This window comes from Arthrobacter sp. D1-17, assembly GCF_054130535.1.
In genome coordinates this window covers 3,331,862-3,356,407 of the sequence record NZ_CP096382.1, presented here as the reverse complement: position 1 = coordinate 3,356,407, position 24,546 = coordinate 3,331,862, and the positions used below count along the sequence as shown (strand labels likewise).

Genomic DNA, 24,546 nt, shown 5'->3' with positions numbered 1-24,546 from the left:
GAACGGACACTTGAGGCCCCATTCCGTGAAGAGATTGGGGCCTCAAGCGCCCGTTCGCGCTCCCCGAGGGTTCATGGCAAACTTGCCGCTGCCACGCGACCATCCGCGACGCCGATACGATCTTGGTCATGGAGAACGGAAAAATAGTCGAGCCGGGCAACCATCAGGTGCTGCTTACTGCAGAAGGCACCCGCTACCGTCTGTACATGTCGCAGTTCGCCGGCGGCCGGGTTGAGGAAATGCCCGTGGACGGTTCGACGGCGGTGTTCAGCTGAGCGCCCAGCGGCCGGAGGCCGTGACTATGCAGGCGCCAGGGGCCGCGGCTTCACAGGTGGTGGCCAGGGCTTCCCGACGCATCGAGGTGCATGTGCCGATGCGCTGGGGCGACATGGACGCCTATGGCCATATCAACAACGTCCAGATCGTCCGCATGCTGGAGGAAGCACGCATTGCCGCCTTCGGCCCGCCCCGCGGCGCCGGGCTGCCGGGCGTGGAGCCGCAGGTGTCGTTGTTCAATGACGTGCCGGAGGGCACCATGGCGCTGATCGTGGACCACCGGATCCGTTACGTCCGGACGCTGGAGTACCGCAACATCCCCGCTCTGGTCCAGGTGTGGATCGGCGCCGTCAAAGGCGCCAGCTTCGACATCCACTACCTTGTGCAGGACCCCGTAACTCGCGAGGATTGTGTGAAGGCCTCGAGCCACCTCGCGTTCGTCGACGAAGCCAGCGGGCGGGTGTTGAGGCTGACGCCGGAACAGAAAGAGCGCCTCGCGCCCTATATCGAACACAGGCCCGCCGAACGCAAGGAGCACTGACCGTGGCACGAAAGAAGAAGTCCTGGAAGGAGCTGCCCCCGGCAGCCCGCTTTGGCACCGTTCTGGTGGGAGTTGCCCAGCTGGCCTACCTTACTGCAGCCCAGCGCGATATTTCACGCCGTCCGGCTGAACAGATCCGCGGCTCCAAGACGCTCTGGCGGTTCGCCACGCTGGTCAATTTCATTGGTCCCGGCAGCTACTTCGCATTCGGCCGGAAGAGGCTGCCGAAGCCTGCCGGCAAGTAGCCGGCGAAGGGGGCATGGTGCCGGCGTCCAGCGAAACACTGTAAATTTGAAGCCATGACCCCCAACCCCAAACCTGCCATGCACCGTGCCCTCGGCGTATCCAAGGAAATCGAAGAGGCGGCGTGGTTCGTGCTCGGGGCGGGTCTGCAGGGCAAGCCCTCGGCGCTTGACGGGCGAACCCAGACGTGGACCGCGGATGCCGCCTCGGAGCTGCTTGAACGGCTGGAAAAGGGGGTGGCGGATGCCAAGGCGCCCATGATGACCAACCTTCGGCACAACCTCGCGGACGCCTCCAGGCCGGCGAAGCAGCTTGCCGTTGAACTGCTGTTCCTGCAGTCACTGCCGCTGGCCCACGAGGTGAAATCGCTGAAAGTGAAGCGAGCCCGTGTGGCCGAGGCTGCGTCGTGGCTGGAGCCGCCCCTTGAGCTCCCGGACGAGCTGTACAAGGGCATGACCGACCACGGCGTAATCCGGGACCGCACGGCCGAATTCAACTGGACCATCTGGGACCACCTCATGTGGCTCTGCAGGTTCGTCCGCCACGTGGACCAACAGTCCACTGCTGTGATCACCAAGGCGCTGAAGGATCCGCTGGCCTTCCACGCCCTCGCCGCTGGAACTCCGGACGACCAGCCGGCCATCCGGCGCAGCATTGAGTTCCTGACTTGGCCGAATTTTTTTGAACCGGTTGTGGCCGACGTCGAGCGGCGGGAGATCCGGGACGCCTTCGCATCGCTCGTGGGCGGCGCCAAGGGCGACAGTGACGAGGACATCACAGCCGACATCCGCCGCATCCGCCTGCACCTGGACGAGCAGGCCGGCCAGCGCATCGACTGGTACTCCCGGCAGCTGGTGAGCCAGTGGCGCAAGGTGGGCGATCCGGGCCGCCGTGCCTGGCTGCTGCGCACCCACCATGACAATGCCGAACTCCTGACAGCCTGGCAGGCCGAGGAAAAGGTGACGCTCGACGTCGAGCATCTCCGACTGCTGGACGCAGGCGTCACAGCCGGAGTGGTCCAGCACGCCGTGGACGAGGATTACAAGCACCTCGGCTATGTGGAACGCGAGGACACCAAGACCGCGGTTTTCGCGTTTCTGACCGTCATGAAGCCCGGCGACCTCGCGCTGTACCAGAACGCCGGCGCCGTCCGCATCGGCGTCGTCCTCGGCGAGCCGGACCACAACGCCGACAACCGCCGGATGCGCCGGAAGGTGCGCTGGTTCGACGAGGCTCATGGCATGGCCGACCTGCCGCGGCACGTGCAGCGTCAGCTCGCGACACCGGGGATCGTGGTTGACGTGACGCGCGTCGTGCAGGCGCTGGAGGCGCTGGTCCCGGCGGAAGCGGAAGCAGAGCCCGACGGCGGCACGGAACCTGCCGCCGTCGTTCTGCCCGCCCCGGGCGGGTTCCGCCCGCTGAGCGGCCACTTCGCCGAGTCGCTCCACATGGATCTGGAGCCACTGCAGGAAATTGCGGACCTGCTGGAGGAAAACCGGCAGTTGGTGCTGTACGGCCCGCCGGGCACCGGAAAGACCTACCTCGCCAAGCACCTCGCCGCCGAACTCGCGCAGGACAGCACTGACGAACGGGTGAAGCTGGTGCAGTTCCACCCGTCCTACGCCTATGAGGATTTCTTCGAGGGGTACCGGCCGGACAAGACGGACGAGGGCCAGGTGTCCTTCAAACTGGTGGCCGGGCCGCTGCGCCGGCTCGCCGAGGAAGCCGCCAAGCCGGGCAATGAGTCGAAGCCGTACTTCCTGATCATCGACGAAATGAACCGCGCCAACCTGGCCAAGGTCTTCGGCGAGCTGTACTTCCTGCTCGAGTACCGGGACGACCGGATCTACCTGCAGTACAGCCCGAATGAGCCGTTCACGCTCCCCGACAACCTCTACATCATCGGCACGATGAACACCGCGGACCGCTCCATCGCCATGATGGACGCCGCCATCCGCCGCCGCTTCGCGTTCATCGAGCTGCACCCCAAGACGGAACCGGTGAAAGGCTCGCTCTTGCGCTTCCTCGAGGCACGGCAGCTGGACACCACACCGGCGCTGCTGCTGGATGCGCTGAACGACTCCATCGATGAATGGGACCGCGACCTGATGATCGGACCGTCGTACTTCATGAAGAAGGCTGCCCAGACTCCTGCAGGGCTACGCCGGATCTGGAAGTACGAGCTCATGCCGCTGCTGGAGGAGCACTACCACGGCCAGCTGACCCGCGCCCAGCTGGAGGAACGGTTCGGGCTGGACCAGCTGATGGGACGCCTTGCAGTCCGCTAGTGCGGTGCGGCCGGAAGCGTCGGCCACGGAAGTACCAGGCCCTGGCACGGTGCGGGCGGGAGCGCCCGGACAGGGACTATCCGGACAGGGACTATCCGGGCAGGGGTTCCGGCACGTCGTGCTGGATGAATTGTCCGGCGGCATCGTCGAGAAGCTGGATGCCGCCAGCGCTGCGTGCGTCAACTCCAGCGGCCTCGCCAAAGCTTCCCCAATGGGCATGGGTCTGTACCGGATCGAGCCGGTGGGCCTGGTGGGTTCCGTCAGGACTCCGCAGGTGCAGCTCGACGTGCGGCCCAAAGACCGGCTCGGGCTGAGCCGCCTGCTGTTTTTGCTGTGCTACGCCGGTGACCAGGGGTTCCGCGAGGATACAGTTGCAGCCGCTGAAGACCCCGGGCTGTGGAGCGCACTGGCATCGTCCCTGGTGCAGCTCGCCGAACGTGCACTGAAGCGGGGCGTGCTGCAGGGGTACCTTACCGTCGACGAATCCCTCCGGACCGTCAAGGGCAGGATCCGCATCTCGGACCAGATCTCGCGCCGCCCCGGCATGCTGGTCCCTCTTGAGGTGTCCTACGATGAATTCACCGTCGACATTCCCGAAAACCGGATCCTTCGCGCCGCCCTGGAGCGCATGTCCCGCGTCCCCGGTGTCCGTCCCGAGGTGCTGAGCCGCCTACGCCAGCTCAAGGGAAAGCTCGACGACGTCACCCGCCTTCAGTCGGGCGCTCCACTTCCGCCGTGGCACGCCAACCGGATAAATGCCCGCTATCACGCAGCGCTGCGCCTCTCGGAGGTCATCCTGCGCAATGCGTCGGCTGAACCGGGCGAGGGAATGCAGGAGAGCGCCTCCTTCGTGGTGGACATGGACCGGGTCTTTGAGGAATTCGTGGGCAAAGCCCTCCGCCAAGCGATGGCAGCCTTCCCCGGTGAGATGCGGCTGCAGTACAACGCCCTGCTCAATGAGGCCGTCCGGGACTCGGACCGGCTTTCCGTCCGGCCTGACGCGGTGCACCTGCTCGGCGGCCGTCCGGTGGTGGTCTACGACGCGAAATACCGGGCACGCTCTGACCGTGGGGCCTCGCTGTCTGCTGACCACTTCCAGATGCTGGCCTACTGCACCGCGCTTGCGGTCCCGACCGCCTGGCTGGTCTATGCCGGCGCCGGGGAGATGAAGCTTAGAAGGATCCTCAACACGGATATCGACATCGTGGAGTTTCCGCTGGATCTTTCACGGCCGCCGTCGGAAATCCTGGATGCCATCGCTGATCTCGCCGAGCAGTCGTGGGGCGAAGTAGTCCGGCAGGCCCGTGCTGGCCGGCTGACTCACGTTGGCGACTGAACCAGACCGGCAGCGCCTAGTCCAGGTGGCTGGCTGAAGAAACAGCTTCCGATGTGTTCCATTCGGCTCCGTTGCATCTGGCTCGGTTGAGTCAGACGGGCTCGGGAGCCCAGTGGTCTTGGGCGTCATCGAGGAAGTCGCTCTGCATGGAGCGGAGGTGTTCCAGCAGGGCCTTCTCGGGGCAGCCGGGGTGCTGGGCGAGGAGTGCTCGGAGGCGGGTCCTGACGGCGGCAGTCTCCGGACTGACGTCATCGAGGATCGAGGAGATGATTGCCATGACCTGGCGCCGCATTGGCCCCAGTTCGGGATCCTTGGTGGGTTGCCTGTATTCCGGCCATGAGGCGAGCGGCGCGGAGTAGGGCCGAAGCCCTGTGGGGACTAGATTCTGGCTCACGTCACGCTCCGGTTCCCTTGGGTGTCAGGTATTCAATGCAATTGCGGTGCTTCCCTCGTGCGTATCAGGACTGCCTCAGTGCGGTGGGATCGGCCACCTCCTGTGGAATGAACAGTCTGTAAGAACTTTATCGGAAGACAGACAAGTCTGTCTTGCTTTTGGGAGTAGGATGTTAAACAAATGGAAGATACATCCAGAACCGCTTTACCAAGCGCCGGGGTCTTTCCATCCCGCGGGCTCCAGTCTGACCCGCAGGCCCTGAACTTGCCAGGTGAGGGGCACGAGGTGCGCCCCAGCGAGTTGCCTGCAGCCTCAAGCCCGGGTGCGGCCGCGACCGCTACCAGCCCAGTTGGAATCCGGGAGCGGATCATCGACACGGCTTACGATCTCTTTGCCCGCCGCGGCGTCCGGGACGTAGGTATCAATGAAATCATCAGCCGCTCGGGCGTCGCCAAGGCCACTTTTTACCGCCACTTCGCCTCCAAAGACCAGGTGGTGCTGGCGTTCCTGGAACAGCGCGACCGCGTGTGGACGGTGAACGCAATCGTTGGAGAGGCACGGCGCCGGGGGGACACGCCGGAAGAGCAGCTCCTGGCCATCTTCGACGTGTTCTCCGACTGGTTCCACCGCACGGATTTTGAGGCGTGCTCATTTATCAACGTGCTTTTGGAGATGGGTTCCAGCCATCCGCTTGGACGGGCCAGTATCGATTACCTCGCCAAAATCCGGGGACATGTTCGGCAGCTAGCCGACGAGGCCGGCCTGCAGCGGACCGATGATTTCTCCCGTTCATGGCACATTTTGATGAAGGGGTCCATTATTTCGGCGGCCGAAGGCGACACGGCCGCGGCGCAGCGTGCCCGCCAGCTCGCAGGCTGGCTGATTGAGCACCACCGTACTTAGATCATGGGCCCCCGTCATGCCGGAACGGCAAAGGTGAACGTGGTGCCCCGCCCTACCTCGCTGTACAGCGAAACGTGGCCGCCGTGCGCCTCCACGATGGCTTTGCTGATGGACAGCCCCAGCCCGACGCCGGGAATAGCCGAGTTGCGTACGGACTGGGAGCGGAAGAACTTGGTGAAGACCTCGTCCTGGTCCTCCTTGCTCATTCCCATGCCGGTATCGCTGACGCTGCATACGACGTTCCCGTCGTCGGACCGCAGCGAAACTGTCACCTCACCGCCGTCGGGGGAGTACTTGATGGCGTTGGAGACCAGGTTGTCCAGGACCTGGGCGACACGGGCGGCGTCAATGTGTGCCTCCAACCGCTCAGGGACGTCGGCCCGCAGCTGGACCCCGGATTGGGTGGCGCGGGGAAGGGCCGAGGTGATACTGGCGCGCACCAGCTCGGCGACGTCCACGGCGTGGCGATTAACCACCAGCTGCCCGGTCCGGCTCGACAGAAGGTCGGAAACGAGGGTCAGGAGCCGTTCAGAGTTCCGGCGGATGATCTCCAGGGGCCCGCGAACGTCGTCTCCCAGAGCCTCATCATCCAGCATTAGCTCCACATAGCCGAGGATCGAGGTTAGCGGTGTCCGGAATTCGTGCGACACGTTGGCCACAAATTCGTCCTTGGCTGCGAGGGCCTTGACCAGGTCTGTGACGTCACTGAAAACTATGACCGAGCCTGCGAAGTTGCCGTCCTGGTCCGTCATCGGCCTGGCGCTCGTCGTGACGGCGCGTTGTTCGTCGCCGACGCCCAGCCAGACTAGGTAGTCGGTGAACTCCTCGCCCAGGATGGCCCTGCGGACAGGCCGCTGCTCGACGGGAACAAGGGTGGTCCTGTCACGGTCGAAGACGAGCAGCTGGGACTCGTTGGGGTCAGGGTTGTCTGGCGGCGAAGCCAGCAGGTGATGGATCCGCTGCTTCCGGTTCATCAGGATGTCGTGCCCCTCTGCATCCACCGCGAGGACGCCGAGGTGCACAGTGTCGAGAACGGTATTCAGGAGCCGCTCCTGGTGCTTGCTTGCGTCCAGCACTCTACGCAGCTGCCTGTCCTTCTCCTCTACGTCCCGTTGCTGCCGCATCATGCTCAAAGTCATGACAGTGACGGAAACGCCGATCCCCAGCATCATGACGGGGAGCAGGAGCGACCGGGCAAGATCCTGACCAGTGAGGTCTCCCTTGATGAGAAGGGGAACCCAGATGATGCCGAGGGGAGCGAGAAAGGACAGGGCCACCGCTGTCCGGGGAAATACCCCGGACGCACAGAGCCAAATCACCGGGAAGACCGCCATTAGGCTGATGCCGGTCAGGCTGTCCTGCCCGCCCTCCCTTCCCAGCGCGATCGAGGCGAGGTCCAGCATCGGAATCACGAGGAAGCTGGGATAGGGCAGGCGCTCCCAGGGGATAACGAAGCAAAGAATCAGGATGGCGGCCTGGGAGAAAAGGAAGCTGAGAAACAGCGGATTCAGCAGCGTTCCCGGGAAGTAGACCAGAATTAGCAAAGCAGTCAGGGCTACCGTCACAGAAAGCGGCAGCTGGCTCAGTGTCACCCGGCCCCGCATGGAATACTCGTGGAAGGGCCGGCTGAAGAGCAAAAACTTGCCCGGTGCCTCGTTCCTCGCCTTTCTGCTCATGGGTGCGGCGTAGTGCGGGCGCGGCGGAAGTGGTGCATACAAGCAGGATATCGGGCGAGGGCTATACTTCTGACGGGATGTAGCGGGCTGAGGGGACTGCAATGGGCGACACACGCGTGGGTTTAGTTATTGAAGACGACCACGATATTCGAGAGCTTGTTCGGGTTGTACTGACGCAGGCGGGATTTGAGGTTACGGCTGCCTCCAGCGGAGCCGAAGGTGTTTTGGCAGCAAGAAATCTGGACCCCGCCGTCATAACCCTGGACCTTGGCCTGCCGGACATCGACGGGTTCGAAGTCGCACGGCAGATCAGGCAGTTCTCCGATGCGTACATCGTGATGCTCACCGCGAGAGCGGAGGAGCTGGATACCCTGATCGGCCTGGAATCCGGAGCTGATGACTACCTCACCAAGCCCTTCCGGCCCAGGGAGCTGCGTGCCCGTGTTGCCGCTATGATGCGGCGCCCGCGTTCAACGCCGGAGCTGGCCGAGGATTCAGCCGCGCCTTCCGCCGGGCCCGATGATTCAAGAAGCTACCGCCACAATGGGCTTGATCTGAGCTACGAGTCCCGGATGGTCGCGGTGGACGGCCAAGAATTGAGCCTCACCCGTACTGAATTTGATTTGCTGCACGCCTTGCTGGAAGCAAACCGCATGGTCCGTACCAAAGCGGACCTGGTGCGCCGGCTGCGCGACGAGCCGTACGACGTCGGAAGTTACATCAGCGAAGCTGACGAGCGGTCTGTCGAGGTGCATATGGGAAACCTCCGCAAGAAGCTTGGTGATTCGGCGCAAAATCCGCGCTGGCTCCAGACCGTGCGCGGCGTGGGCTACCGGTTGGCTCCCGAACAGGACTGAAGCGTCAGAGCGTTCGGGGGTTCTGGAGGAACCTCTCCAGATGTTCTTCCAAGGCCTGCCGGTCCTTCAGCTCGCACTCCCATACGGTGAGCACATCCCACCCTGCGGTTTCGAGCCGGTGCCGTTGGTCGGCGTCGCGGTTTCTGGTTTTGGTCCTTTTGGCTTCCCAAAATTCGGCGTTGGCTTTTGGCGCGTGCTGACCCACCCGGCAGTCGTGGAAGTGCCAGAAGCATCCGTTGATAAATATGACCTTGCGACGGCTGGCAAAAACAAGATCCGGGTTTCCCGGCAGCTTAGTCCCTCCGGAGGCCCCGTGAAGGCGGTAGCGGTAGCCCTTGGCATGCAGAAGCCCGCGCACCAGCAATTCAGGTTTTGTGTTTTTTCCCCTGATCCGGGACATGTTCCAGCTGCGTTGTTCAGGTGTCAGCCGGTCAGCCATGGTTTCTATTTTAGGGGCCCTTCGCGGACTGTTGCCGGTAGCATCAGGGGTTGAAATCGGGTTCCGCGCCGAACTCGAAGTGCCTTCCGCTGACGGATTGGGGCTCGACCTCAACGTAGAAGTCCTTCAGGGTCGGGACCCAAGAAGCCAACCCCAGTTCCTCTACCTCTGCTATTTCCGCGGACTGGTGCAATACCCTGGCGGTGCCGCGCACCACGACTGACCATGCCTGGTCCGACAGGATGCCGTCTGTTTCGAAGAGGACCCGGTCGTTGATGGTCAGCTCTGCCAACTTATTGCCCGGCGCCGTGCGGAAGTAAAGCTTCCGGTCATTCGTCACGTAATTCACGGGAAAAATGTCGGGCTCGCCGGCGACGGTGACAACCAACCTGCCGTGCCTTGCGCCCTCCAGTAGCTGCCAGCACTGCTCGTCGTTGAGGATGAGAATAGGATCGCCGTCAGGATGGTTGAACATCAGGGCTCCATTCTTCTACGCGATGTAGAAAAAGGGTAGGGTGTAAGTCACATTTTCCAGTACCTGGCGCACATCTGCCAGAGCCTGCCCGGGCAGTTCCCAGCTATCTCCGCTTCTGGTCATTGTCCCGTTTGCGGACAATTTCCCTTCTTTTCGGAGTCGTCGGGTGGTAGAACGAGATGGTTGCCAGGGTGTGGATAACTTTGAGTCGGTAAATGCGGCCTCAGTTACCCTTTAACCATTGTTCGGACACAGACGTCTGAAACCTATCCGGGGGGATTAGCTGAGCATGACTTCTCGTCGATCCATTTCCGGGCGCGTGCGCCTGACAGCTATTTCATGTATTGCCGCCTCCGCCGTCCTTATCAGCGGCTGCAGCAACGGCGGCTCTCCCCAGGGCAGCCCTAGTGCCGGGCCCACTTCCGCCGGTTCTCCGAAAGTCTCCGTTACGCCGGCTGCCTCGCCAACTCCTAAAGCAACCCCCGTGTATAAACCGGCCGACGCGAAGGGGCGGGCACAAAATGTTCCAGTGCCGGTGAAGCCTGCGCTGGCGGACAAGAACTCCAAGGAAGGGCTGGAAGCGTTTACGAAGTATTGGTATTCGCTGCTGAATTACGGATTTGAAACGGGAGACCTCTCTTCATGGGTAAAGCTGACTTCGACGTCCTGCGAGTTTTGCAACGTGCTACGAAACAGCATCACAGTTGGTTACAAGGAAGGGCGTTGGCAGGTTGGCGGCCGCCTTTCCACTCCTTCTGTTGAGCCAAGGTATAAACCCGGCGCGCAGAGTCAGCAGGTTATCGTGCAAGTCATTCAGGAGAAGACTCAGTTTTATAAGGCGGACAAAAGCGTGGGACGCGGCCCTGCTGCTCGATCAAATACTGCCTCAGTAGTCCTCGCAGAGTATTCCGGCGGCAGATGGACTGTCTCGGACCTTCACCCCGTTCGGTAGTGGCTACGATGCGTCTGAGGATGCTGCGTAGAGCGGCGCTTGTCGGACTAATTTCGCTTGGGGTGTATCCGCAGGCTCAGGCACTCGATGATGACTACGGTGGGTCGGTAACCTATGGCGAAGGGAGCCTCGTGGTTGGTGGTTGGGTTCATGATGTGACGACCGGCGAAATTGTTCCTGCACCGGCTGGTTATGTCAGTGAGGACCCAAACCAATACAACGCATTTCCGCAATGCCAGGTGGACGATGGCAATCTTGACATCAAATGCTTAGCCGGCCAACGCCCTTGCCCTGCAAGGGCGGATGGCAAGCCCGGAATTCCGGTCCTTTGGAAGGTGGCCCCCAGATCGATCGAGAACCCAACCTGGACAGACTGGCAGGGGAATGGCGGGGGGCCGACCTGTCTCTACGACAAGAACCCAGAAGATCTGCTGCCCCGCATCGCTGCACTGATTCAGCGAGAGTTCGAAAAATTGCCTGTGAATCCAGGACAGGTGACCGCACAGCCGAGTCCACATACCCTTAGAGCTGCCGAGACAAACTTTTACGCTAATGCCGTCGATCAAGAATTCGATATCACGATCTTGGCCCAGAAAATTCACATCATCGCCAAACCCGTCCAGTACCGTTGGGACTATGGGGACGGCACTTCGCTCGGCCCGACCAGCACCATGGGCGGGCCGCTGCCGCAGGACCGCTGGGGAGAAAAGACCCGCACCAGCCATGCCTACGCTGCGACGGGGGACTTCGACGTTGTCCTGACCACCTACTTCCAGGGCACCTACTCCGTCAACGGGGGCCCGGCACTACCCATACCGAATCAAGGCCAGTTCAGCTCAGCTCCCCAAACAGTAAGCGTCTGGCGCTCAGTCACCCGGAACTACGCGGACGACTGCATCGCAAACCCCCGCGGGGAAGGGTGTCCAACAAGATGAAACGGCCGCTGCAGTTTCATCTCCGATCCGTGCCCGGGGTGTGACTCTCAGCGCATCCGGAATACCGGTCCTCAAGAGGCAGTTGCGGAATGTAGACCCCAATGCATTCTGAAAGGAACACGCATGCTGTTTTCCCCGCTGCGCCTCGGAGAACTCGAACTCCCCAACCGCCTGGTCATGGCGCCCCTCACCCGCGTCCGCGCAGGCAAAGACGGTGTCCCCGGGCCGCTCCTTGTCGAACACTACCGCCAGCGCGCGTCCCTCGGACTGATCGTCAGTGAAGGCACCTACCCGAGCCCCGCCGGCCGCTCCTACCCAGGGCAGCCGGGGCTGGTCACAGCCGAGCAGATCGCCGGGTGGAAGAAAGTCACCGACGCAGTCCACGCCGAAGGCGGCCGGATGTTCGCGCAAATCATGCACGGCGGACGTGTCTCCCATGAGGACATCACCGGCGGCCACCAAGTCGTCGCGCCCAGCGCGATCGCTGTCGACGCCGAGACCCGCACCTACAACGGCAAGCAGCCCCACCCCGTTCCTCATGAACTCACTGCTGACGAGATTCCCGTGGTGATCCAGGAGATTGTCACCGCATCGCTCAACGCGATCGAGGCGGGTTTCGACGGCGTCGAACTCCACTCTGCCAATGGTTACCTGCTGCACGAGTTCCTCGCGCCGAACACCAACGTCCGCACCGACAGCTACGGTGGTTCTCCCGAGAAACGCGCCCGCTTTGTCATCGAGACAGTCAACGCGGTCGTGGAGGCACTGGGGGCAAACCGCGTGGGCATCCGGATTTCCCCGGAGCACCACGTCCAGGGCATCGAAGAGAACAACCCCGAGGACGTGCGTGCTACCTATGAAGTCCTGGTGAACTCCATAGCTCCGCTGAACCTCGCCTACCTGAGCATTCTCCACGCCGATCCGTCGGGAGACTTGGTTCAGGACCTGCGTGCCCGTTTCAATGGCACCTTCCTGGTCAACACCGGCTTCGGCGACATCACCACGCGGAAGGAAGCTGTCTCGCTCGTGGCGGACGGCCACGCAGACGCGGTTGTTGTCGGCCGACCCGCCATCGCCAATCCCGACCTCGCCCGCCGCTGGCGTGAAGGGCTGCCGCTCAACGAGCTCGACCTGAGCACGATGTACGGCGAAGGAGCCAAGGGATACACGGACTACCCGGCCTACCAGCCGTCTTAGTTCTTCTCACCAGAAGCTCCTCTCACCAGAAGAACCGCCAGGGCTCCGGGCGGTTCTCCTCGTTGTGGCGTGCTTGACCTTCCGGCAAAACCGCGGGGTCCTTCCAACTCCACAGGAGCAGCAGGAGGCGGAATCCTCAGCGCAGGTGCATGCCGTCGCCATGCACACCTATAGGATTTGAGCATGCAAAAAGCCTCCAGCGGCGTCCGCGCCGACAGCCGACACACCGGGGAGAGCTCCCAACGCTCCGCCGGCCGGGCCGTCAGCCGGCAGGTTCTCGCTGACCACGTCTACGAGGAACTCCTCGCCGCCCTCATGGACGGCCGCCTGGAACCCGGTGCCGCCGTCAGCATTGACGGCACCGCCCGCGACCTCGACGTCTCACCCACTCCGGTCCGTGAAGCCCTCGCCAGACTGGAACATACCGGGATGGTGCGGCGGGTGGCGTTGAAGGGATACCGCGTTGCCCCCGTCTTTACCCGTGAGGACTTCGCGGAGCTGATGGAGGCGCGGCTGGCCATCGAGCCCGTCAATGCCCGTCTGGCCTGTGCCCGGCTCACGCCCGAACGCCTCGCGGACCTCGAGAAGACAGTTGAGGCCCTGAAGTCCGCTCCGCGTGGCCCTTCCTTTGCTGAGTACAAGGACTACCTGGAAGCCGACGAACACTTCCACCAACTCATCGCGCACCAGACGGGCAACCAGTTCATGGAGGCGGCCTACGGGGCCCTCGGCGGGCAGGTCCAGCGGTTCCGGCTTTTCGGGGGCGTGGGAATTACCGACGCCGAATACGCCATCGCCGAGCACCAGGCGGTCCTGAACGCACTCTCCACAGGGGACCCTGAAAAGGCCGAAGCGGCCATGGCCGACCACATCCAAAAGGTGCGGGCCCGGGCCATCGCCGACGCACCGGAAGATTAGGGCCCAGGAGCAGGTCAGGCGGCGGCGCCAAGCCCAAAGTAGCTCGTAAGAGGTGCGGCTTGACCGCTCAAAACGGCAGCTATTGCGAGTTAGTGTGGCAGGTCGGAGCGAAGGCATGCCCCTGCGGCGTAGCATCGGGCGGCCCCCGTATGCGTTTCTCAGAAGTGACGCCCTTCACAGGCTGAAGAGCGCCCTATAGGATCTTTGATCGGAAGAGAAGGAATCAAAGAGCCTTGACAGCCTCACCGGGATAGTAGATCCTATAGGAAACAGGATTCACGAAGGAGTGCACCACGTGGCTTATACAGCTGACAACTGGCCCATCACCGCAGCCCTGCTGCAGTTCCCCGGCGTCGACGCCCAAGGAACCCCCATCAATGACGCCGGCGCTTCCGCCTGGGCCGAGGTATTCACCGAGGTCAAGGAAGCCGGCTTCGCGAACGTCGACCTCACCGACAGCTGGGTCCGCCCCGGCGATCTGAGCAAGGAACGCCTTGCAGAATTCAAGCAGACAGCGGACAACGTGGGTATCGGCATGCCGGTCATTTCCGCGATCCGCCGCAGTGTAATCGAGGAGGGCAACTGGGAAGCCAACCTCGAGTACAGCCACCGGACCATCGACGCCGCCGCTGAACTGGGCTGCGAGGTTGTCTCTTTCGGCCTGCACCAGGCGATTACCCCGGAGCAGCAGAAGCAGCTGTGGTTCTGGACCCTCGAGGGCTACAAGGATCCGCTGGGAGACAAGGAAGTTTGGAATAACGCCGTCTCGCGGCTCCGCGAACTCGGCCGCCATGCAGCAGAGGTCGGCGTCCTGCTCTCCCTCGAAATGTACGAAGACACCTTCCTGGGCACCGCCGACTCGTCCGTGCAGCTGGTCCAGGACATCGGGCTCTCCAACGTCGGCCTGAACCCGGACATCGGAAACCTGATCCGCCTGCACCGCCCCATCGAGGACTGGCGCGAACTCGTGGCCAAGACCCTGCCGTACTCCAACTACTGGCACGTGAAGAACTACATCCGTGACGAGGACACCGCCCGCGGCATGTACGTCGCCATGCCTTCTCCGATGGAAAGCGGCCTCATCAACTACCGCGAGGCTTTCAAGGTTGCCCTCGCAAACGGTTTCCAGGGCATCATCTGCACGGAACACTACGGCGGAGACGGCCTCTCCGTGACGGCGAGCAACCAGGAATACCTGCGCCGCCACGTGCTCCCCAAGAAGGACGGCTACGCGCTCGGCAAGAGCCTGGTGGCGCAGGGCCGGCAGCAGCCCGCCGTCGAACTCGCTTCATCCTGAAGCTACCTCCACCAAACAAAACCGGCGGAATCCGCCAGAACCGAACATCCCGACCCGGATTCAATGAGGAACCATGACCCAGATCTTCGACAATCCCGCCGACTTCGCGGATGAGGCACTGGACGGCTTCGTCGCTGCCAACCGCGGTTACGTTGCCCGTGTTGACGGCGGCGTCGTCCGATCCACCGAGATGACGCCCGGCCAGGTGGCCCTCGTCATCGGCGGCGGCTCCGGACACTACCCGGCTTTCGCCGGACTCGTGGGGCCCGGCCTGGCAGCCGGCTCAGCGTGCGGCAACATGTTCGCATCACCGGCCGCCGGCCAGGTTTACCGCGTGGCCAAGGCATCCAACGCCGGCGGTGGCGTACTTCTCAGCTACGGCAACTACGCCGGCGACGTCCTGCACTTCGGACAGGCCCAGCTGCGGCTCAATGCCGAAGGCATTGAGACGCGCACCGTCCTCGTGACCGACGACATCGCCAGCGCCCCGCTGGACCAGATCGAAAAGCGCCGCGGCATCGCCGGCGACCTCACGGTCTTCAAGGTTGCCGGTGCTGCCGCCGAGGCAGGGCTGAACCTGGACGAAGTGGAACGCCTCGCCATCAAGACCAACAACCGTACCCGGTCACTCGGCGTCGCCTTCGACGGCTGCACCCTGCCCGGCGCGAGCGAGCCGCTCTTCCACGTCCCGGCAGGGCAGATGTCGCTGGGCCTCGGAATCCACGGCGAACCCGGCATTTCCGAGCACCCCATGCCGACCGCATCCGAACTGGCCGAGTTGCTGGTGTCGCGGCTTTTGGAGGACAAGCCGGAGGACGCCGGGGACCGCGTCGTGGCCATCGTCAACGGACTCGGCACGGTCAAGTACGACGAACTCTTCCTGCTCTTCGGCAAGGTCGAGAAGCTGCTCACCAGGGCCGGACTGACGGTAGTGGAGCCCGAATGCGGCGAACTCGTCACCAGCCTGGACATGTCCGGCCTCTCCTTGACCCTGCTGTGGCTGGACGACGAGATCGAGCAGTACTGGGCAGCACCGGCGGACACCCCGGCCTTCCGCAAGGGAAACCTCGCACCCCGTACACGGCGCGAAGTCACCGGTACCGAGGACGCGGTGGCAGAAGAAGCAGAGAGCGCCACGGCTGCGTCTGCTGACCTTGGCCGACTGGCAGCCGCCGTCCTCGCGCAGGTGCGGGACGTCGTCGTCGAACATGAAGAGGAACTGGGCAACCTGGACGCCATCGCCGGCGACGGCGACCACGGCATCGGCATGCGCCGCGGCGTCGATGCCGCCGCTGCCGCCAGTGAGCAGAACGCTGCTGCCGGAGCCTCAGTGCAGCGGGTGCTCACCGCTGCCGGCGAGGCATGGAGCGAACGCGCCGGCGGCACCTCCGGTGCGCTCTGGGGGTCGGCAGTCATTGCTGCCGGACTGGCGATTGGCAACCGCGAGTCCTACCAGCCAGAGAACGCCGCCGCTGCAGTGGAGGCTTTCACCAACGCGATCACCGAACTCGGCAAAGCCGAACCGGGGGACAAGACCATGGTGGACGCCCTCCTCCCGTTCCGGGATGTCTTCCGCAACGAGCACGGCGGCGGCGCCTCCGTCGGCGATGCCCTCGCCGCCGCAGCCTCCGCGGCAACGGAAGCAGCCCGCCAGACTGCGGACCTGCGCCCGTTGAAGGGACGCGCCCGTCCGCTGGCTGAAAAGAGCCTTGGGCACCCGGACCCCGGAGCGATCTCTTTCGGGCTCATCACTGAACGGATTGCCCGCTTTATCCAATCTGACCCGGCCACGTCTGATCTGGCCTCATCCGAGATGGCCGCACCGGCCGGAAATGGAGCATAAGCATGACCACGACTGCAGGCTGGCGCATTGTCATCGGCAACGATGAGGCCGGCGTTGAGTACAAGGAAGCACTGAAGGCGCTCCTGGAGGCGGACGACCGCGTGGCCTCCGTGCTGGATATCGGTGTTGCTGCCAACGACTCCACCGCCTATCCGCATCTCGCCGTCGCGGCTGCCCGCAAGGTGGCCGAAGGCGAAGCCGACCGTGCACTGCTCATCTGCGGCACGGGCCTGGGCGTAGCGATCGCGGCGAACAAGGTCCCGGGGGTCCGCGCCGTCACCGCTCACGACAGCTACTCCGTGGAACGCTCCGTCCTGAGCAACAATGCCCAGGTCCTCACCATGGGACAGCGCGTCATCGGCCTGGAACTCGCCAAGAAGCTCGTCGGCGAATGGCTGAACCACCGCTTCGATGAGACCTCGTCCTCGGCGGCCAAAGTGGACGCCATTTGCTCCTACGAACCCGACTACACAAAGGCTGACTGAACCATGACAGAGACACCCACCAGCTCACGCAAGTACGCCGTCGTCGGATCCGGTTACATGGGCGGCGGCATCGCCCAGGTCCTGGCCCTCGGCGGGGCGCGCGTTGCCCTCGCCGATGTGTCCGCGGAAGTGGCGCAGAAGAACTACGAGCGCCTGCTCACGGAATCAGACCAGTTCGTGGCCGATGGCTTGTTCCCCGAAGGCTCCACGGAAATCCTGAAGCAGAACCTCTGGGCCGCGAAGGACATTGAAGAGGCCGTGGCTGATGCTGACTTCATCGAGGAGGCCGTCCCGGAAGTCATCGCGATCAAGCACGAGACCCTCGCCCGCATCAGCGCCGCAGCCCGTCCCGATGCCATCATCGGCTCCAACACCTCCACAATCTCCATTGCGGAGCTGTCCGAGCCCGTTGCCAACCCGGAGCGCTTCCTCGGCGTCCACTTCTCCAACCCCTCGCCGTTCATCCCGGGCGTGGAGATCATTCCCCACGCCGGAACCTCGGCTGAGACCGTTGGCGCAGCCCGCGACCTCGTGCACGGCGCCAACAAGCAGACCGCCGTGGTCAAGGACGTCACCGGTTTCGTGCTCAACCGCCTGCAGTATGCGCTCTTCCACGAGGCCGCGCAGCTGGTGGAGCAGGGCATCGCGACGGCGGAGGACGTGGACACCCTGGTCCGCACCACCTTCGGCTTCCGGCTGCCGTTCTTCGGGCCGTTCGCCATCGCCGACATGGCAGGCCTGGACGTCTACAACTTCTGCTACAAGTCCCTGCAGAGCGACTTCCCTGAGCGCTTCGCCACCCCGAAGATCCTCACGGACCTCGTCGAGGCCGGAAAGCTGGGCACCAAGACCGGGGCTGGCTTCCTCAACGTCCCCGCCGAGCGCACGCCGGAGCTGATCGCGTACCGCAACAAAGCCTACGTGGCGATGCAGAAACTGATCGAGGAACTCGGCCCAGCGCCGATCAACTAGCGCCGATCAACCAGCCCCGATCAGTTGGCCCCGATGAGTTAGCACCGGTCAGCTAGATCCATCCCCTGCACAGGACCGTGCCTGCCCCAGCGGCAGGCACGGTCCGCTGTGCCGCGCCCAGAAACCCCGACATTCAGGAGGACATCCATGAGCACTTTCCCGTCAGAACGAACCGCCATTGTCACCGGAGCAGTCTCCGAACGCGGCATCGGCCGTGCCACGGCAAACTACCTCGCAGAGCAGGGCTGGAACATCGGCATCGTCGACTTGGACGACGCCCTATGCCGGGCAACCGCCAAGGACATTGCCGGCACATACGGTGTGAAGGCCCACGGCGTCGGAGCCAACGTGGCCGATGAAGCATCCGTGCGCGCCGCCATCGACTCCATAGAGGCGGAGCTGCCCCAGATCGTCGCCCTCGCGAACGTGGCCGGTGTCAGCTCGCCGGTCCCGTACCTCGAACTCGAGGCGGCTGAATGGGACCGGGTCCTGAACATCAACCTCAACGGCGTCCACTACGCCACCCGCCGCGTCGCCGAATCCATGGTGAAGAACCGTATCGGCCGCATCGTCAACATCTCCTCCGTTTCCGCGCAGCGCGGCGGCGGAACGTTCTCCAAGACCCCTTACTCGGTGGCCAAAGCAGGCGTCATCGGCCTGACCCGTTCCACCGCCCGCGAGCTGGGGGAGTACGACATCACCGTCAACGCCATCTCCCCGGGGCCCATCGACACCGACATCATGGGCGGCACCCTCAGCCAGGAACGGAAGGAAGAGCTCACTCAGGACCTCGTGGTCAACCGCGTCGGCACCACGCGCGACATTGCGGCAGCCATCGCCTTCCTCATCAGCGAGGACGCCGGATACATCTCCGGCCAGACGCTGAATGTGGATGGCGGCCTCTACATGCATTAGACCTCGCACCAGGAAGGATCACCATGACCTCATGGACCAGAGAACGCAAGATCTACCTCGCCGTCGGCGTCCTCGCCAGCCTGGCAGGCGTTCTGCTCATCGCGTTCTCGCTCTAAGCACGACCTGCTTCAAGCACCACCTCGCTCCGGGCACCACCGAAGCGAAGCACCACCTGATTGAAAGCCGCCCACGGTCTCGGGCTGCTGTTTTGCCATCTGATTTGCTCACTTACTTACTCAACGAGGAGTTTGAATGACTGTCACGTCAACAACGTCCGCCACCAGGGAGCTGCTGGACTCCCCGGTGCTGAAGTCGGCCATATCCAAGGCCTCCTTCCGGCTCATGCCCATGCTGGTGATCCTCTACGTGGTGGCGTTCCTGGACCGCACGAATGTGGGCTTCGCCGAAGCGGCACTCGAGGTCGACAGGGGCATCACGGCCGGCGCTTACGCGCTCGGAGCAGGCATCTTCTTCATCGGCTACGCCTTGTTTGAAATCCCCTCCAACCTGCTCCTCACGAAGTTCGGAGCGAAGGTGTGGCTGGCCCGCATCGCCATTACCTGGGGTATCGTCTCTGCCTGCTTCGCGTTCGTTCAGGGGGAAGTGTCCTTTATCATCCTGCGGTTCCTGCTGGGCGTCACGGAAGCCGGTCTGTTCCCCGGCGTCATCATGTTCCTCGCCGCTTGGTTCCCCAACAAGGTCCGCGTGAAGATGTTCGCCATCTTCTACCTGGCCCAGCCCTTCTCCCAGATGATGGGTGCGCCGCTGTCCGGCTGGCTGATCAACATCGGTGACCAGGTTCCCGGCGTCCACGGCTGGCAGGTCATGTTCTTCGTCGAGGGCATGCTCGCCGTCGTCGCTGGTATCGCGGCCTATTTCTTCCTGATCAACAGCCCGCAGGACGCGAAGTTCCTCAATGCAGGTGAAAAGAAGGCGCTGCTCGACGTCATGGCCCTTGAGGACAACGTCAAGGAAGAATCCGGCCCCCGCGGCGTGCTTGCCGCGATGAAAAACCGCCGGGTCTGGTACTTCACCCTCATCTACTTCTGCCTGCAGATCGCGGTTTACGGTGTGACGTTCTATCTCCCGCAGCAGGTGGCGCAGCTGACCGGCCAGAAGGTGGGACTCGCCGTCGGCCTGCTGGCTGCCATTCCGTGGTTCTTCGGCATGTTCGCCTGCTACTTCATCGGTAAGGCCGCCAATACGGTGGTCCGCCGGCGCGTCTGGGGCACCGGGTTGTTCATCTCCACCGGTCTGTGCATTTTCGGTTCGGCCTGGGCAGGTGCCAACCACGTTCCGGCGCTGGGCATCCTGTGCATCAGCCTCGCAGTCTGCAGCTTCCTCTCCATCGGCCCCATCGCCTGGTCCTACCCGACGGCGTTCCTCACCGGTACGGCCGCGGCCGCAGGCATCGGGCTGATCAACTCGCTGGGCAACCTCGGCGGCTTCGTGGCTCCGATCCTGCGCACCTCCGTCAACCAGATCACCGCGTCCGACACCGGCACTATGGGTGTTTACGCGCTGGGCGTGATGCCGTTCCTCGCTGCTGCGATGATGTACGGCACGCGGAAGTTCAAGAACAAGGCCGATGACCTGCTCGAAAAGTAGGCGTCGCGGAAACGCTCAACGCAACAAGAGCTGGACCGGACTACAAGGAGTAAAACCAGAATGACGCAGCCCCGCCTGGCCACGGGCCCCGATACCGGGGAGACCCGGGCCGCCGAAACCAGGTATGTCGGTGTGAGCACCAAGATGTACCTGGGATACGCGGACAGCCTGCGCTGGCTGGGCGAACTGCGCTCGGAAGTGGACGCCCGTCCGGCCCTCAGGGCCGGGCGGGTGGTCCCGTTTGTCATTCCGTCCTTTCCCATGCTCCCCGCAGCCCGTGAGCTGCTGGCCGGGTCCCCTGTCCTTCTCGGGGCGCAGGACTGCGGCTGGGCGGACGGTCCGTGGACCGGCGAGGTGTCGCCGTCGCTGCTCGCCGAGCTTGGTGTGCGCCTCGTGGAGATTGGCCATGCCGAGCGGCGCCGGCACTTCGGTGAGGATGACGCCATGATTGCACTCAAGGTCAAAGCAGCCGACGACGCCGGGATCACCCCGCTGCTCTGCGTCGGCGAGGAAACGGCAGGGCCGGGTCTGGGGACGGAAAAAGCCCCTGCGGCATCAGCCGAAGCGGCTGCCGAGGCCGCAGCTTCCTTCGTCTATAGCCAGATCGAGGCTGCAACCGGCGGGAACTGGGAGCTCGCGTCGCGCCTGGTAGTCGCCTATGAACCCGTCTGGGCCATCGGCGCTGCCGAACCTGCCGGCGCAGGCTACGTGTCCGCCGTCGTCAATCATCTGCGTGGACGGCTCCGCGCCCACGGACTGCACGATTTGCCGATTATCTACGGCGGTTCCGCGAAACCCGGACTTCTCCCCACGCTTGACGCTGTGTCCGGTCTGTTCCTGGGCCGGTTCGCACACGACGCCGCGAACTTCGGAAAGGTTTTGGACGAGGCTCTCGCTGTGACCGTGGCGGACTAGAGGAACGCTTCGCGGCCGGTGCCTTCGTTGAGGACCAGTTCGCCGTCCTCGATGGACACCAGGAGGCTCTTTGGCCGTCCGTGCAGCTTCTTCTCTGCGCTGAGGTTCCGGCTGGTCACCTCGACACCCACCGTGGCGCCCTTGGCGGGAAGCTCCACCGAGACCTCCTCGGCCATGCCCAGCAGCTCACGGGTGGTCACGTCGCGGTCGAACCGGGCCTCCTTGCCGTTGACGGTGATGGCGACCTCGTCTTCATCGAAGCCGTCCTGGAAAATAATCAGCAATTCCTGCATGGTGCACCGCCTGCCCGAAGGATTTCTGCCTACAGCCACTACATCACTTAAGCCCAGCCGTGGGTAGAGCAGCTTGGTGCCGCTGCAACGGCGCGGCGGGTTTGGGCCGGCCGCTTCCCCGATCAATGCCGGTCACCAGGCCGTTCGACGCCCGCCCGGCCGGGTAAGGCAAAATAATGGGGTGACCCAACTCCCGCAGCACCCGCCCGCCACCCGTATCGCCGACAGCATCGCGGCCCAGATTGCTTCCGAGCTCGGAGTACAGGCCTGGCAGGTAAAGGCCGCGGTGGAACTGCTCGACGGCGGAGCCACCGTCCCCTTCATCGCCCGGTACCGCAAGGAAGCCACGGGGACGTTGGACGACACCCAGCTGCGCGGGCTCGACGAGCGGCTGCGCTACCTGCGCGAACTGGAGGACCGCCGTCGTGCAGTCCTCGAGGCGATAACCGCCCAAGGCAAACTGACGGCGGAACTCGAGGCAGCCCTCGTCGCCGCCGACACGAAGTCCAGAGTGGAGGACATCTACCTGCCCTTCAAGTCCAAGCGCCGCACCAAGGCACAGCTCGCGCGCGAAGCCGGGCTCGAGCCGCTCGCCGACACACTGCTCAAGCGCCCCGACCTGGATCCGGAGCGCGAGGCGACGAAGTACCTGAACGCCGAGCATGCTGTCGACGATGCCGCCGCTGCGCTCGCCGGTGCCCGCGCCATCCTCGTGGAGCGCGTGGCGCAGGATCCCGACTTGGCAGAGACCCTGCGCGAACGGTTGTGGACGCAGGGCCGGATGGTGTCGCGCGTGAAGAAGGGCAAGGAAGCCGAGGGGCAGAAGTTCGCGGACTACTTCGAATTCGCGCAGCCTCCGGCCGGGATGCCATCGCACCGCGTCCTCGCTTTGCTGCGCGGCGAAAAGGAAGGCGTGCTGGAGCTCGACCTCGCCGAGGCGGACCCCGGGGACGACGACGCCCTGGCCGCCGCCCGCTCCCGGTACGAGTCCGCGGTGGCCAGGTTCCTCGGGGTTGCTGACCGCGGACGGCCGGCAGACGCGTGGCTGCTGCAGACGGCGCAGGTGGCTTGGCGCTCGCGGGTGCTCGCCCGGCTCACAGCCGACCTGCGCGGACGGATGTTTGCCGCAGCGGAGGACGAGGCTGTCCGCGTCTTCGCGGCGAACCTGCGCGACGTGCTGCTCGCCGCGCCGGCCGGGAACCGCGCCACCCTCGGCCTGGATCCCGGGCTGCGGACAGGCGTCAAGGTGGCTGTGGTGGACGGAACCGGCAAGGTGGTGGCCACAGATACCGTGTATCCGCACGCTCCAGCCCGAAAGTGGGACGAAGCGCTGGCCACTTTGGAGCGTCTGGCGCGAAAGCACGCCGTCGAACTTGTGGCCATCGGCAACGGCACAGCCTCGCGCGAGACGGACAAGCTGGCCGCCGAACTTATCAAGAAACTCTCCGCAGACAAGGCGTCCGCAGACAAGGCGTCTGCAGGCGGGCTGTCGACAGACGCAGGCGCCGGGCCGAAGCCGCAAAAGCTCGTAGTGTCCGAAGCCGGCGCGTCCGTTTACTCCGCATCAGCCCTGGCCGCTGCTGAACTGCCCGGCATGGATGTGTCCCTCCGCGGTGCCGTGTCCATCGCGCGCCGGCTGCAGGACCCGCTGGCTGAGCTGGTGAAGATCGACCCGAAGTCCATCGGCGTCGGGCAGTACCAGCACGACGTCACCCCAGCCAAGCTGGACCGCAGCCTGGATGCGGTGGTGGAGGATTGCGTGAACGCGGTGGGCGTTGACGTAAACACTGCTTCGCCCGCGCTGCTCAGCCGGGTGGCCGGGGTTGGACCTTTGCTGAGCGAGAACATCGTGGCCTACCGGAACCAGAACGGGCCCTTCACCAAGCGCACGGAGCTGAAGAAGGTGCCGCGGCTGGGGGCCAAGGCATTTGAGCAGTGCGCCGGATTCCTGCGGATCACCGGGGGAGCGGAACCTCTGGATGCTTCCAGTGTCCACCCCGAGGCGTATCCGGTTGCGCGGAAGATCATGGCCGCCGCTGCCCCGGAGGAGTTTTCGAAGGGAGGGTTGCCGTCCTCCGGCCTTGCCGGGGCCACTTCGCTGGATCCGCAGGACTTTGTCGACGGCACCTTCGGTCTGCCCACAGTCCGCGACATCATCGCCGAGTTGGAGAAGCCGGGACGCGACCCCCGGCCGGCCTTCAAGGCCGCCTCGTTCTCGGAGGGCGTTGAGAAGATCTCCGACCTCAAGCCCGGCATGGTGCTTGAGGGGACGGTCACGAACGTGGCTGCCTTTGGTGCGTTCGTGGATGTCGGAGTGCACCAGGACGGGCTGGTGCACGTGTCCGCGCTCGCCAACCGCTTCGTGTCCGACCCCCGTGAAGTTGTGAAATCCGGACAGGTTGTGCGCGTCAAGGTGCTCGAAGCCGACCCGGAGCGGAAGCGGATTTCGCTAACCCTGCGGCTCGATGACGAACCGTCGCAGTCCGGCGGGCGGAACGCCGGCGGGCGTGGTTCCAATGAGGGCGCCAAGCCGGCCAGCGGTGGACGTGCTGCTGGGAGTGCAAACGCTGGCAGTTCAAACGCTGGGAGTTCAAACGCCAGCCGTTCAGGCGCGGGGGGCGGAAGCGGTCGCGGGACAGGCGGCCGCAACCGGCGTGAGGCCCCTGCGCCTCAAAAGCCCGCGCCAGCTCCTGCGAACACTGCCATGGCGGAAGCCTTGCGGCAGGCCGGCCTCGCAAAGTAGGCACAGAGCCGAGTAGGCACGAAGCAAAGTCGGCACGGAGCCCAG

23 protein-coding genes and 1 pseudogene are annotated in these 24,546 nt (G+C 64.0%); 19 read left to right on the top strand and 5 right to left on the bottom strand.

Annotated elements, in window-relative coordinates:
• Positions 1 to 95 precede the first annotated feature (95 nt).
• The 5 genes and pseudogenes from M1E01_RS15480 to M1E01_RS15460 all read left to right on the top strand — a co-directional run.
• Positions 96 to 275 (top strand): annotated as a pseudogene (locus M1E01_RS15480) (hypothetical protein); the annotation flags it as partial.
• 98 nt (positions 276 to 373) lie between these two features.
• Positions 374 to 817, top strand: a complete 444-nt coding sequence (locus M1E01_RS15475) for an acyl-CoA thioesterase (protein ID WP_457974990.1) — start codon at positions 374 to 376, stop codon at positions 815 to 817.
• 2 nt (positions 818 to 819) lie between these two features.
• Complete coding sequence (locus tag M1E01_RS15470) at positions 820 to 1,062, top strand: hypothetical protein (RefSeq protein ID WP_457972443.1); 243 nt, start codon at positions 820 to 822, stop codon at positions 1,060 to 1,062.
• A gap of 54 nt (positions 1,063 to 1,116) precedes the next feature.
• Positions 1,117 to 3,348, top strand: coding sequence for an McrB family protein (locus tag M1E01_RS15465; protein ID WP_457972442.1), 2,232 nt, complete (start codon positions 1,117 to 1,119; stop codon positions 3,346 to 3,348).
• A 121-nt stretch (positions 3,349 to 3,469) separates the two neighbouring features.
• Positions 3,470 to 4,684, top strand: coding sequence for a 5-methylcytosine restriction system specificity protein McrC (locus M1E01_RS15460; RefSeq protein ID WP_457974989.1), 1,215 nt, complete (start codon positions 3,470 to 3,472; stop codon positions 4,682 to 4,684).
• 91 nt (positions 4,685 to 4,775) lie between these two features.
• On the opposite strand, the gene M1E01_RS15455 is transcribed toward M1E01_RS15460, so the two are convergent.
• Positions 4,776 to 5,078 (bottom strand): hypothetical protein, encoded by a 303-nt coding sequence (locus M1E01_RS15455; RefSeq protein WP_457972441.1) that lies wholly within the window; start codon positions 5,076 to 5,078, stop codon positions 4,776 to 4,778.
• 300 nt (positions 5,079 to 5,378) lie between these two features.
• Here M1E01_RS15455 and M1E01_RS15450 point away from each other — a divergent pair, with 300 nt between their 5' ends.
• A complete protein-coding gene (locus tag M1E01_RS15450) occupies positions 5,379 to 5,981 on the top strand; it encodes a TetR/AcrR family transcriptional regulator (protein WP_457974988.1) in 603 nt (200 codons plus the stop codon).
• A gap of 14 nt (positions 5,982 to 5,995) precedes the next feature.
• Here M1E01_RS15450 and M1E01_RS15445 read toward each other — a convergent pair whose 3' ends face one another.
• Positions 5,996 to 7,657: a sensor histidine kinase gene (locus M1E01_RS15445; RefSeq protein ID WP_457972440.1), complete on the bottom strand. Its 1,662-nt coding sequence runs from the start codon at positions 7,655 to 7,657 to the stop codon at positions 5,996 to 5,998.
• A 101-nt stretch (positions 7,658 to 7,758) separates the two neighbouring features.
• On the opposite strand from M1E01_RS15445, the gene M1E01_RS15440 reads away from it, so the two are divergent.
• Positions 7,759 to 8,514, top strand: a complete 756-nt coding sequence (locus M1E01_RS15440) for a response regulator transcription factor (protein WP_457972439.1) — start codon at positions 7,759 to 7,761, stop codon at positions 8,512 to 8,514.
• A 4-nt stretch (positions 8,515 to 8,518) separates the two neighbouring features.
• On the opposite strand, the gene M1E01_RS15435 is transcribed toward M1E01_RS15440, so the two are convergent.
• Both M1E01_RS15435 and M1E01_RS15430 read right to left on the bottom strand, forming a co-directional pair.
• Complete coding sequence (locus M1E01_RS15435) at positions 8,519 to 8,953, bottom strand: very short patch repair endonuclease (RefSeq protein ID WP_457972438.1); 435 nt, start codon at positions 8,951 to 8,953, stop codon at positions 8,519 to 8,521.
• Between the two features lie 43 nt (positions 8,954 to 8,996).
• Positions 8,997 to 9,428 carry a pyridoxamine 5'-phosphate oxidase family protein gene (locus M1E01_RS15430; protein ID WP_457972437.1) on the bottom strand — a complete coding sequence of 144 codons (432 nt, stop codon included), beginning with the start codon at positions 9,426 to 9,428 and terminating at the stop codon, positions 8,997 to 8,999.
• Between the two features lie 529 nt (positions 9,429 to 9,957).
• Here M1E01_RS15430 and M1E01_RS15425 point away from each other — a divergent pair.
• The 11 genes from M1E01_RS15425 to M1E01_RS15375 all read left to right on the top strand — a co-directional run bounded on the left by M1E01_RS15425 (position 9,958) and on the right by M1E01_RS15375 (position 21,465).
• Positions 9,958 to 10,380 (top strand): DUF6318 family protein, encoded by a 423-nt coding sequence (locus M1E01_RS15425; RefSeq protein ID WP_457972436.1) that lies wholly within the window; start codon positions 9,958 to 9,960, stop codon positions 10,378 to 10,380.
• Between the two features lie 584 nt (positions 10,381 to 10,964).
• Positions 10,965 to 11,315 carry a PKD domain-containing protein gene (locus M1E01_RS15420; protein ID WP_457972435.1) on the top strand — a complete coding sequence of 117 codons (351 nt, stop codon included), beginning with the start codon at positions 10,965 to 10,967 and terminating at the stop codon, positions 11,313 to 11,315.
• A 123-nt stretch (positions 11,316 to 11,438) separates the two neighbouring features.
• Positions 11,439 to 12,512, top strand: coding sequence for an alkene reductase (locus M1E01_RS15415; protein WP_457972434.1), 1,074 nt, complete (start codon positions 11,439 to 11,441; stop codon positions 12,510 to 12,512).
• Positions 12,513 to 12,695: 183 nt separating this feature from the next.
• Entirely contained in the window at positions 12,696 to 13,430 is a 735-nt protein-coding gene (locus M1E01_RS15410) for a GntR family transcriptional regulator (protein ID WP_457972433.1), read from the top strand.
• Positions 13,431 to 13,725: 295 nt separating this feature from the next.
• Positions 13,726 to 14,727 (top strand): sugar phosphate isomerase/epimerase family protein, encoded by a 1,002-nt coding sequence (locus tag M1E01_RS15405; RefSeq protein ID WP_457972432.1) that lies wholly within the window; start codon positions 13,726 to 13,728, stop codon positions 14,725 to 14,727.
• Positions 14,728 to 14,800: 73 nt separating this feature from the next.
• Entirely contained in the window at positions 14,801 to 16,570 is a 1,770-nt protein-coding gene (dhaL, locus tag M1E01_RS15400) for a dihydroxyacetone kinase subunit DhaL (protein WP_457972431.1), read from the top strand.
• 2 nt (positions 16,571 to 16,572) lie between these two features.
• The gene (locus tag M1E01_RS15395) at positions 16,573 to 17,055 is read left to right on the top strand and encodes a ribose-5-phosphate isomerase (RefSeq protein ID WP_457972430.1); all 483 of its coding nucleotides are present in this window, start codon (positions 16,573 to 16,575) and stop codon (positions 17,053 to 17,055) included.
• 3 nt (positions 17,056 to 17,058) lie between these two features.
• On the top strand, positions 17,059 to 18,027 hold the full coding sequence (locus M1E01_RS15390; protein ID WP_457972429.1) for a 3-hydroxyacyl-CoA dehydrogenase family protein: 969 nt from the start codon (positions 17,059 to 17,061) through the stop codon (positions 18,025 to 18,027).
• A gap of 147 nt (positions 18,028 to 18,174) precedes the next feature.
• Entirely contained in the window at positions 18,175 to 18,942 is a 768-nt protein-coding gene (locus M1E01_RS15385) for an SDR family NAD(P)-dependent oxidoreductase (RefSeq protein WP_457972428.1), read from the top strand.
• Positions 18,943 to 19,194: 252 nt separating this feature from the next.
• The gene (locus M1E01_RS15380) at positions 19,195 to 20,550 is read left to right on the top strand and encodes an MFS transporter (RefSeq protein ID WP_457972427.1); all 1,356 of its coding nucleotides are present in this window, start codon (positions 19,195 to 19,197) and stop codon (positions 20,548 to 20,550) included.
• A gap of 60 nt (positions 20,551 to 20,610) precedes the next feature.
• Positions 20,611 to 21,465, top strand: coding sequence for a triose-phosphate isomerase family protein (locus tag M1E01_RS15375; RefSeq protein ID WP_457972426.1), 855 nt, complete (start codon positions 20,611 to 20,613; stop codon positions 21,463 to 21,465).
• On the opposite strand, the gene M1E01_RS15370 is transcribed toward M1E01_RS15375, so the two are convergent.
• Positions 21,462 to 21,758 (bottom strand): hypothetical protein, encoded by a 297-nt coding sequence (locus M1E01_RS15370; protein ID WP_457972425.1) that lies wholly within the window; start codon positions 21,756 to 21,758, stop codon positions 21,462 to 21,464. The genes M1E01_RS15375 and M1E01_RS15370 overlap by 4 nt on opposite strands.
• A gap of 181 nt (positions 21,759 to 21,939) precedes the next feature.
• Between M1E01_RS15370 and M1E01_RS15365 the strand changes: the two genes are divergently transcribed.
• Positions 21,940 to 24,501 (top strand): Tex family protein, encoded by a 2,562-nt coding sequence (locus M1E01_RS15365; protein ID WP_457972424.1) that lies wholly within the window; start codon positions 21,940 to 21,942, stop codon positions 24,499 to 24,501.
• The last annotated feature ends 45 nt before the right edge of the window (positions 24,502 to 24,546 follow it).

Excerpts from the sequence above, each read along its gene's own strand:
- M1E01_RS15475 (WP_457974990.1), top strand. The coding sequence starts at position 374 with ATGCGCTGGGGCGACATGGACGCCTATGGCCATATCAACAACGTCCAG.
- M1E01_RS15465 (WP_457972442.1), top strand. The coding sequence starts at position 1,117 with ATGACCCCCAACCCCAAACCTGCCATGCACCGTGCCCTCGGCGTATCC.
- M1E01_RS15445 (WP_457972440.1), bottom strand. The coding sequence starts at position 7,657 with ATGAGCAGAAAGGCGAGGAACGAGGCACCGGGCAAGTTTTTGCTCTTC.
- M1E01_RS15440 (WP_457972439.1), top strand. The coding sequence starts at position 7,759 with ATGGGCGACACACGCGTGGGTTTAGTTATTGAAGACGACCACGATATT.
- M1E01_RS15435 (WP_457972438.1), bottom strand. The coding sequence starts at position 8,953 with ATGGCTGACCGGCTGACACCTGAACAACGCAGCTGGAACATGTCCCGG.
- M1E01_RS15430 (WP_457972437.1), bottom strand. The coding sequence starts at position 9,428 with ATGTTCAACCATCCTGACGGCGATCCTATTCTCATCCTCAACGACGAG.
- M1E01_RS15415 (WP_457972434.1), top strand. The coding sequence starts at position 11,439 with ATGCTGTTTTCCCCGCTGCGCCTCGGAGAACTCGAACTCCCCAACCGC.
- M1E01_RS15410 (WP_457972433.1), top strand. The coding sequence starts at position 12,696 with ATGCAAAAAGCCTCCAGCGGCGTCCGCGCCGACAGCCGACACACCGGG.
- dhaL (WP_457972431.1), top strand. The coding sequence starts at position 14,801 with ATGACCCAGATCTTCGACAATCCCGCCGACTTCGCGGATGAGGCACTG.
- M1E01_RS15395 (WP_457972430.1), top strand. The coding sequence starts at position 16,573 with ATGACCACGACTGCAGGCTGGCGCATTGTCATCGGCAACGATGAGGCC.
- M1E01_RS15390 (WP_457972429.1), top strand. The coding sequence starts at position 17,059 with ATGACAGAGACACCCACCAGCTCACGCAAGTACGCCGTCGTCGGATCC.
- M1E01_RS15385 (WP_457972428.1), top strand. The coding sequence starts at position 18,175 with ATGAGCACTTTCCCGTCAGAACGAACCGCCATTGTCACCGGAGCAGTC.
- M1E01_RS15380 (WP_457972427.1), top strand. The coding sequence starts at position 19,195 with ATGACTGTCACGTCAACAACGTCCGCCACCAGGGAGCTGCTGGACTCC.
- M1E01_RS15375 (WP_457972426.1), top strand. The coding sequence starts at position 20,611 with ATGACGCAGCCCCGCCTGGCCACGGGCCCCGATACCGGGGAGACCCGG.
- M1E01_RS15370 (WP_457972425.1), bottom strand. The coding sequence starts at position 21,758 with ATGCAGGAATTGCTGATTATTTTCCAGGACGGCTTCGATGAAGACGAG.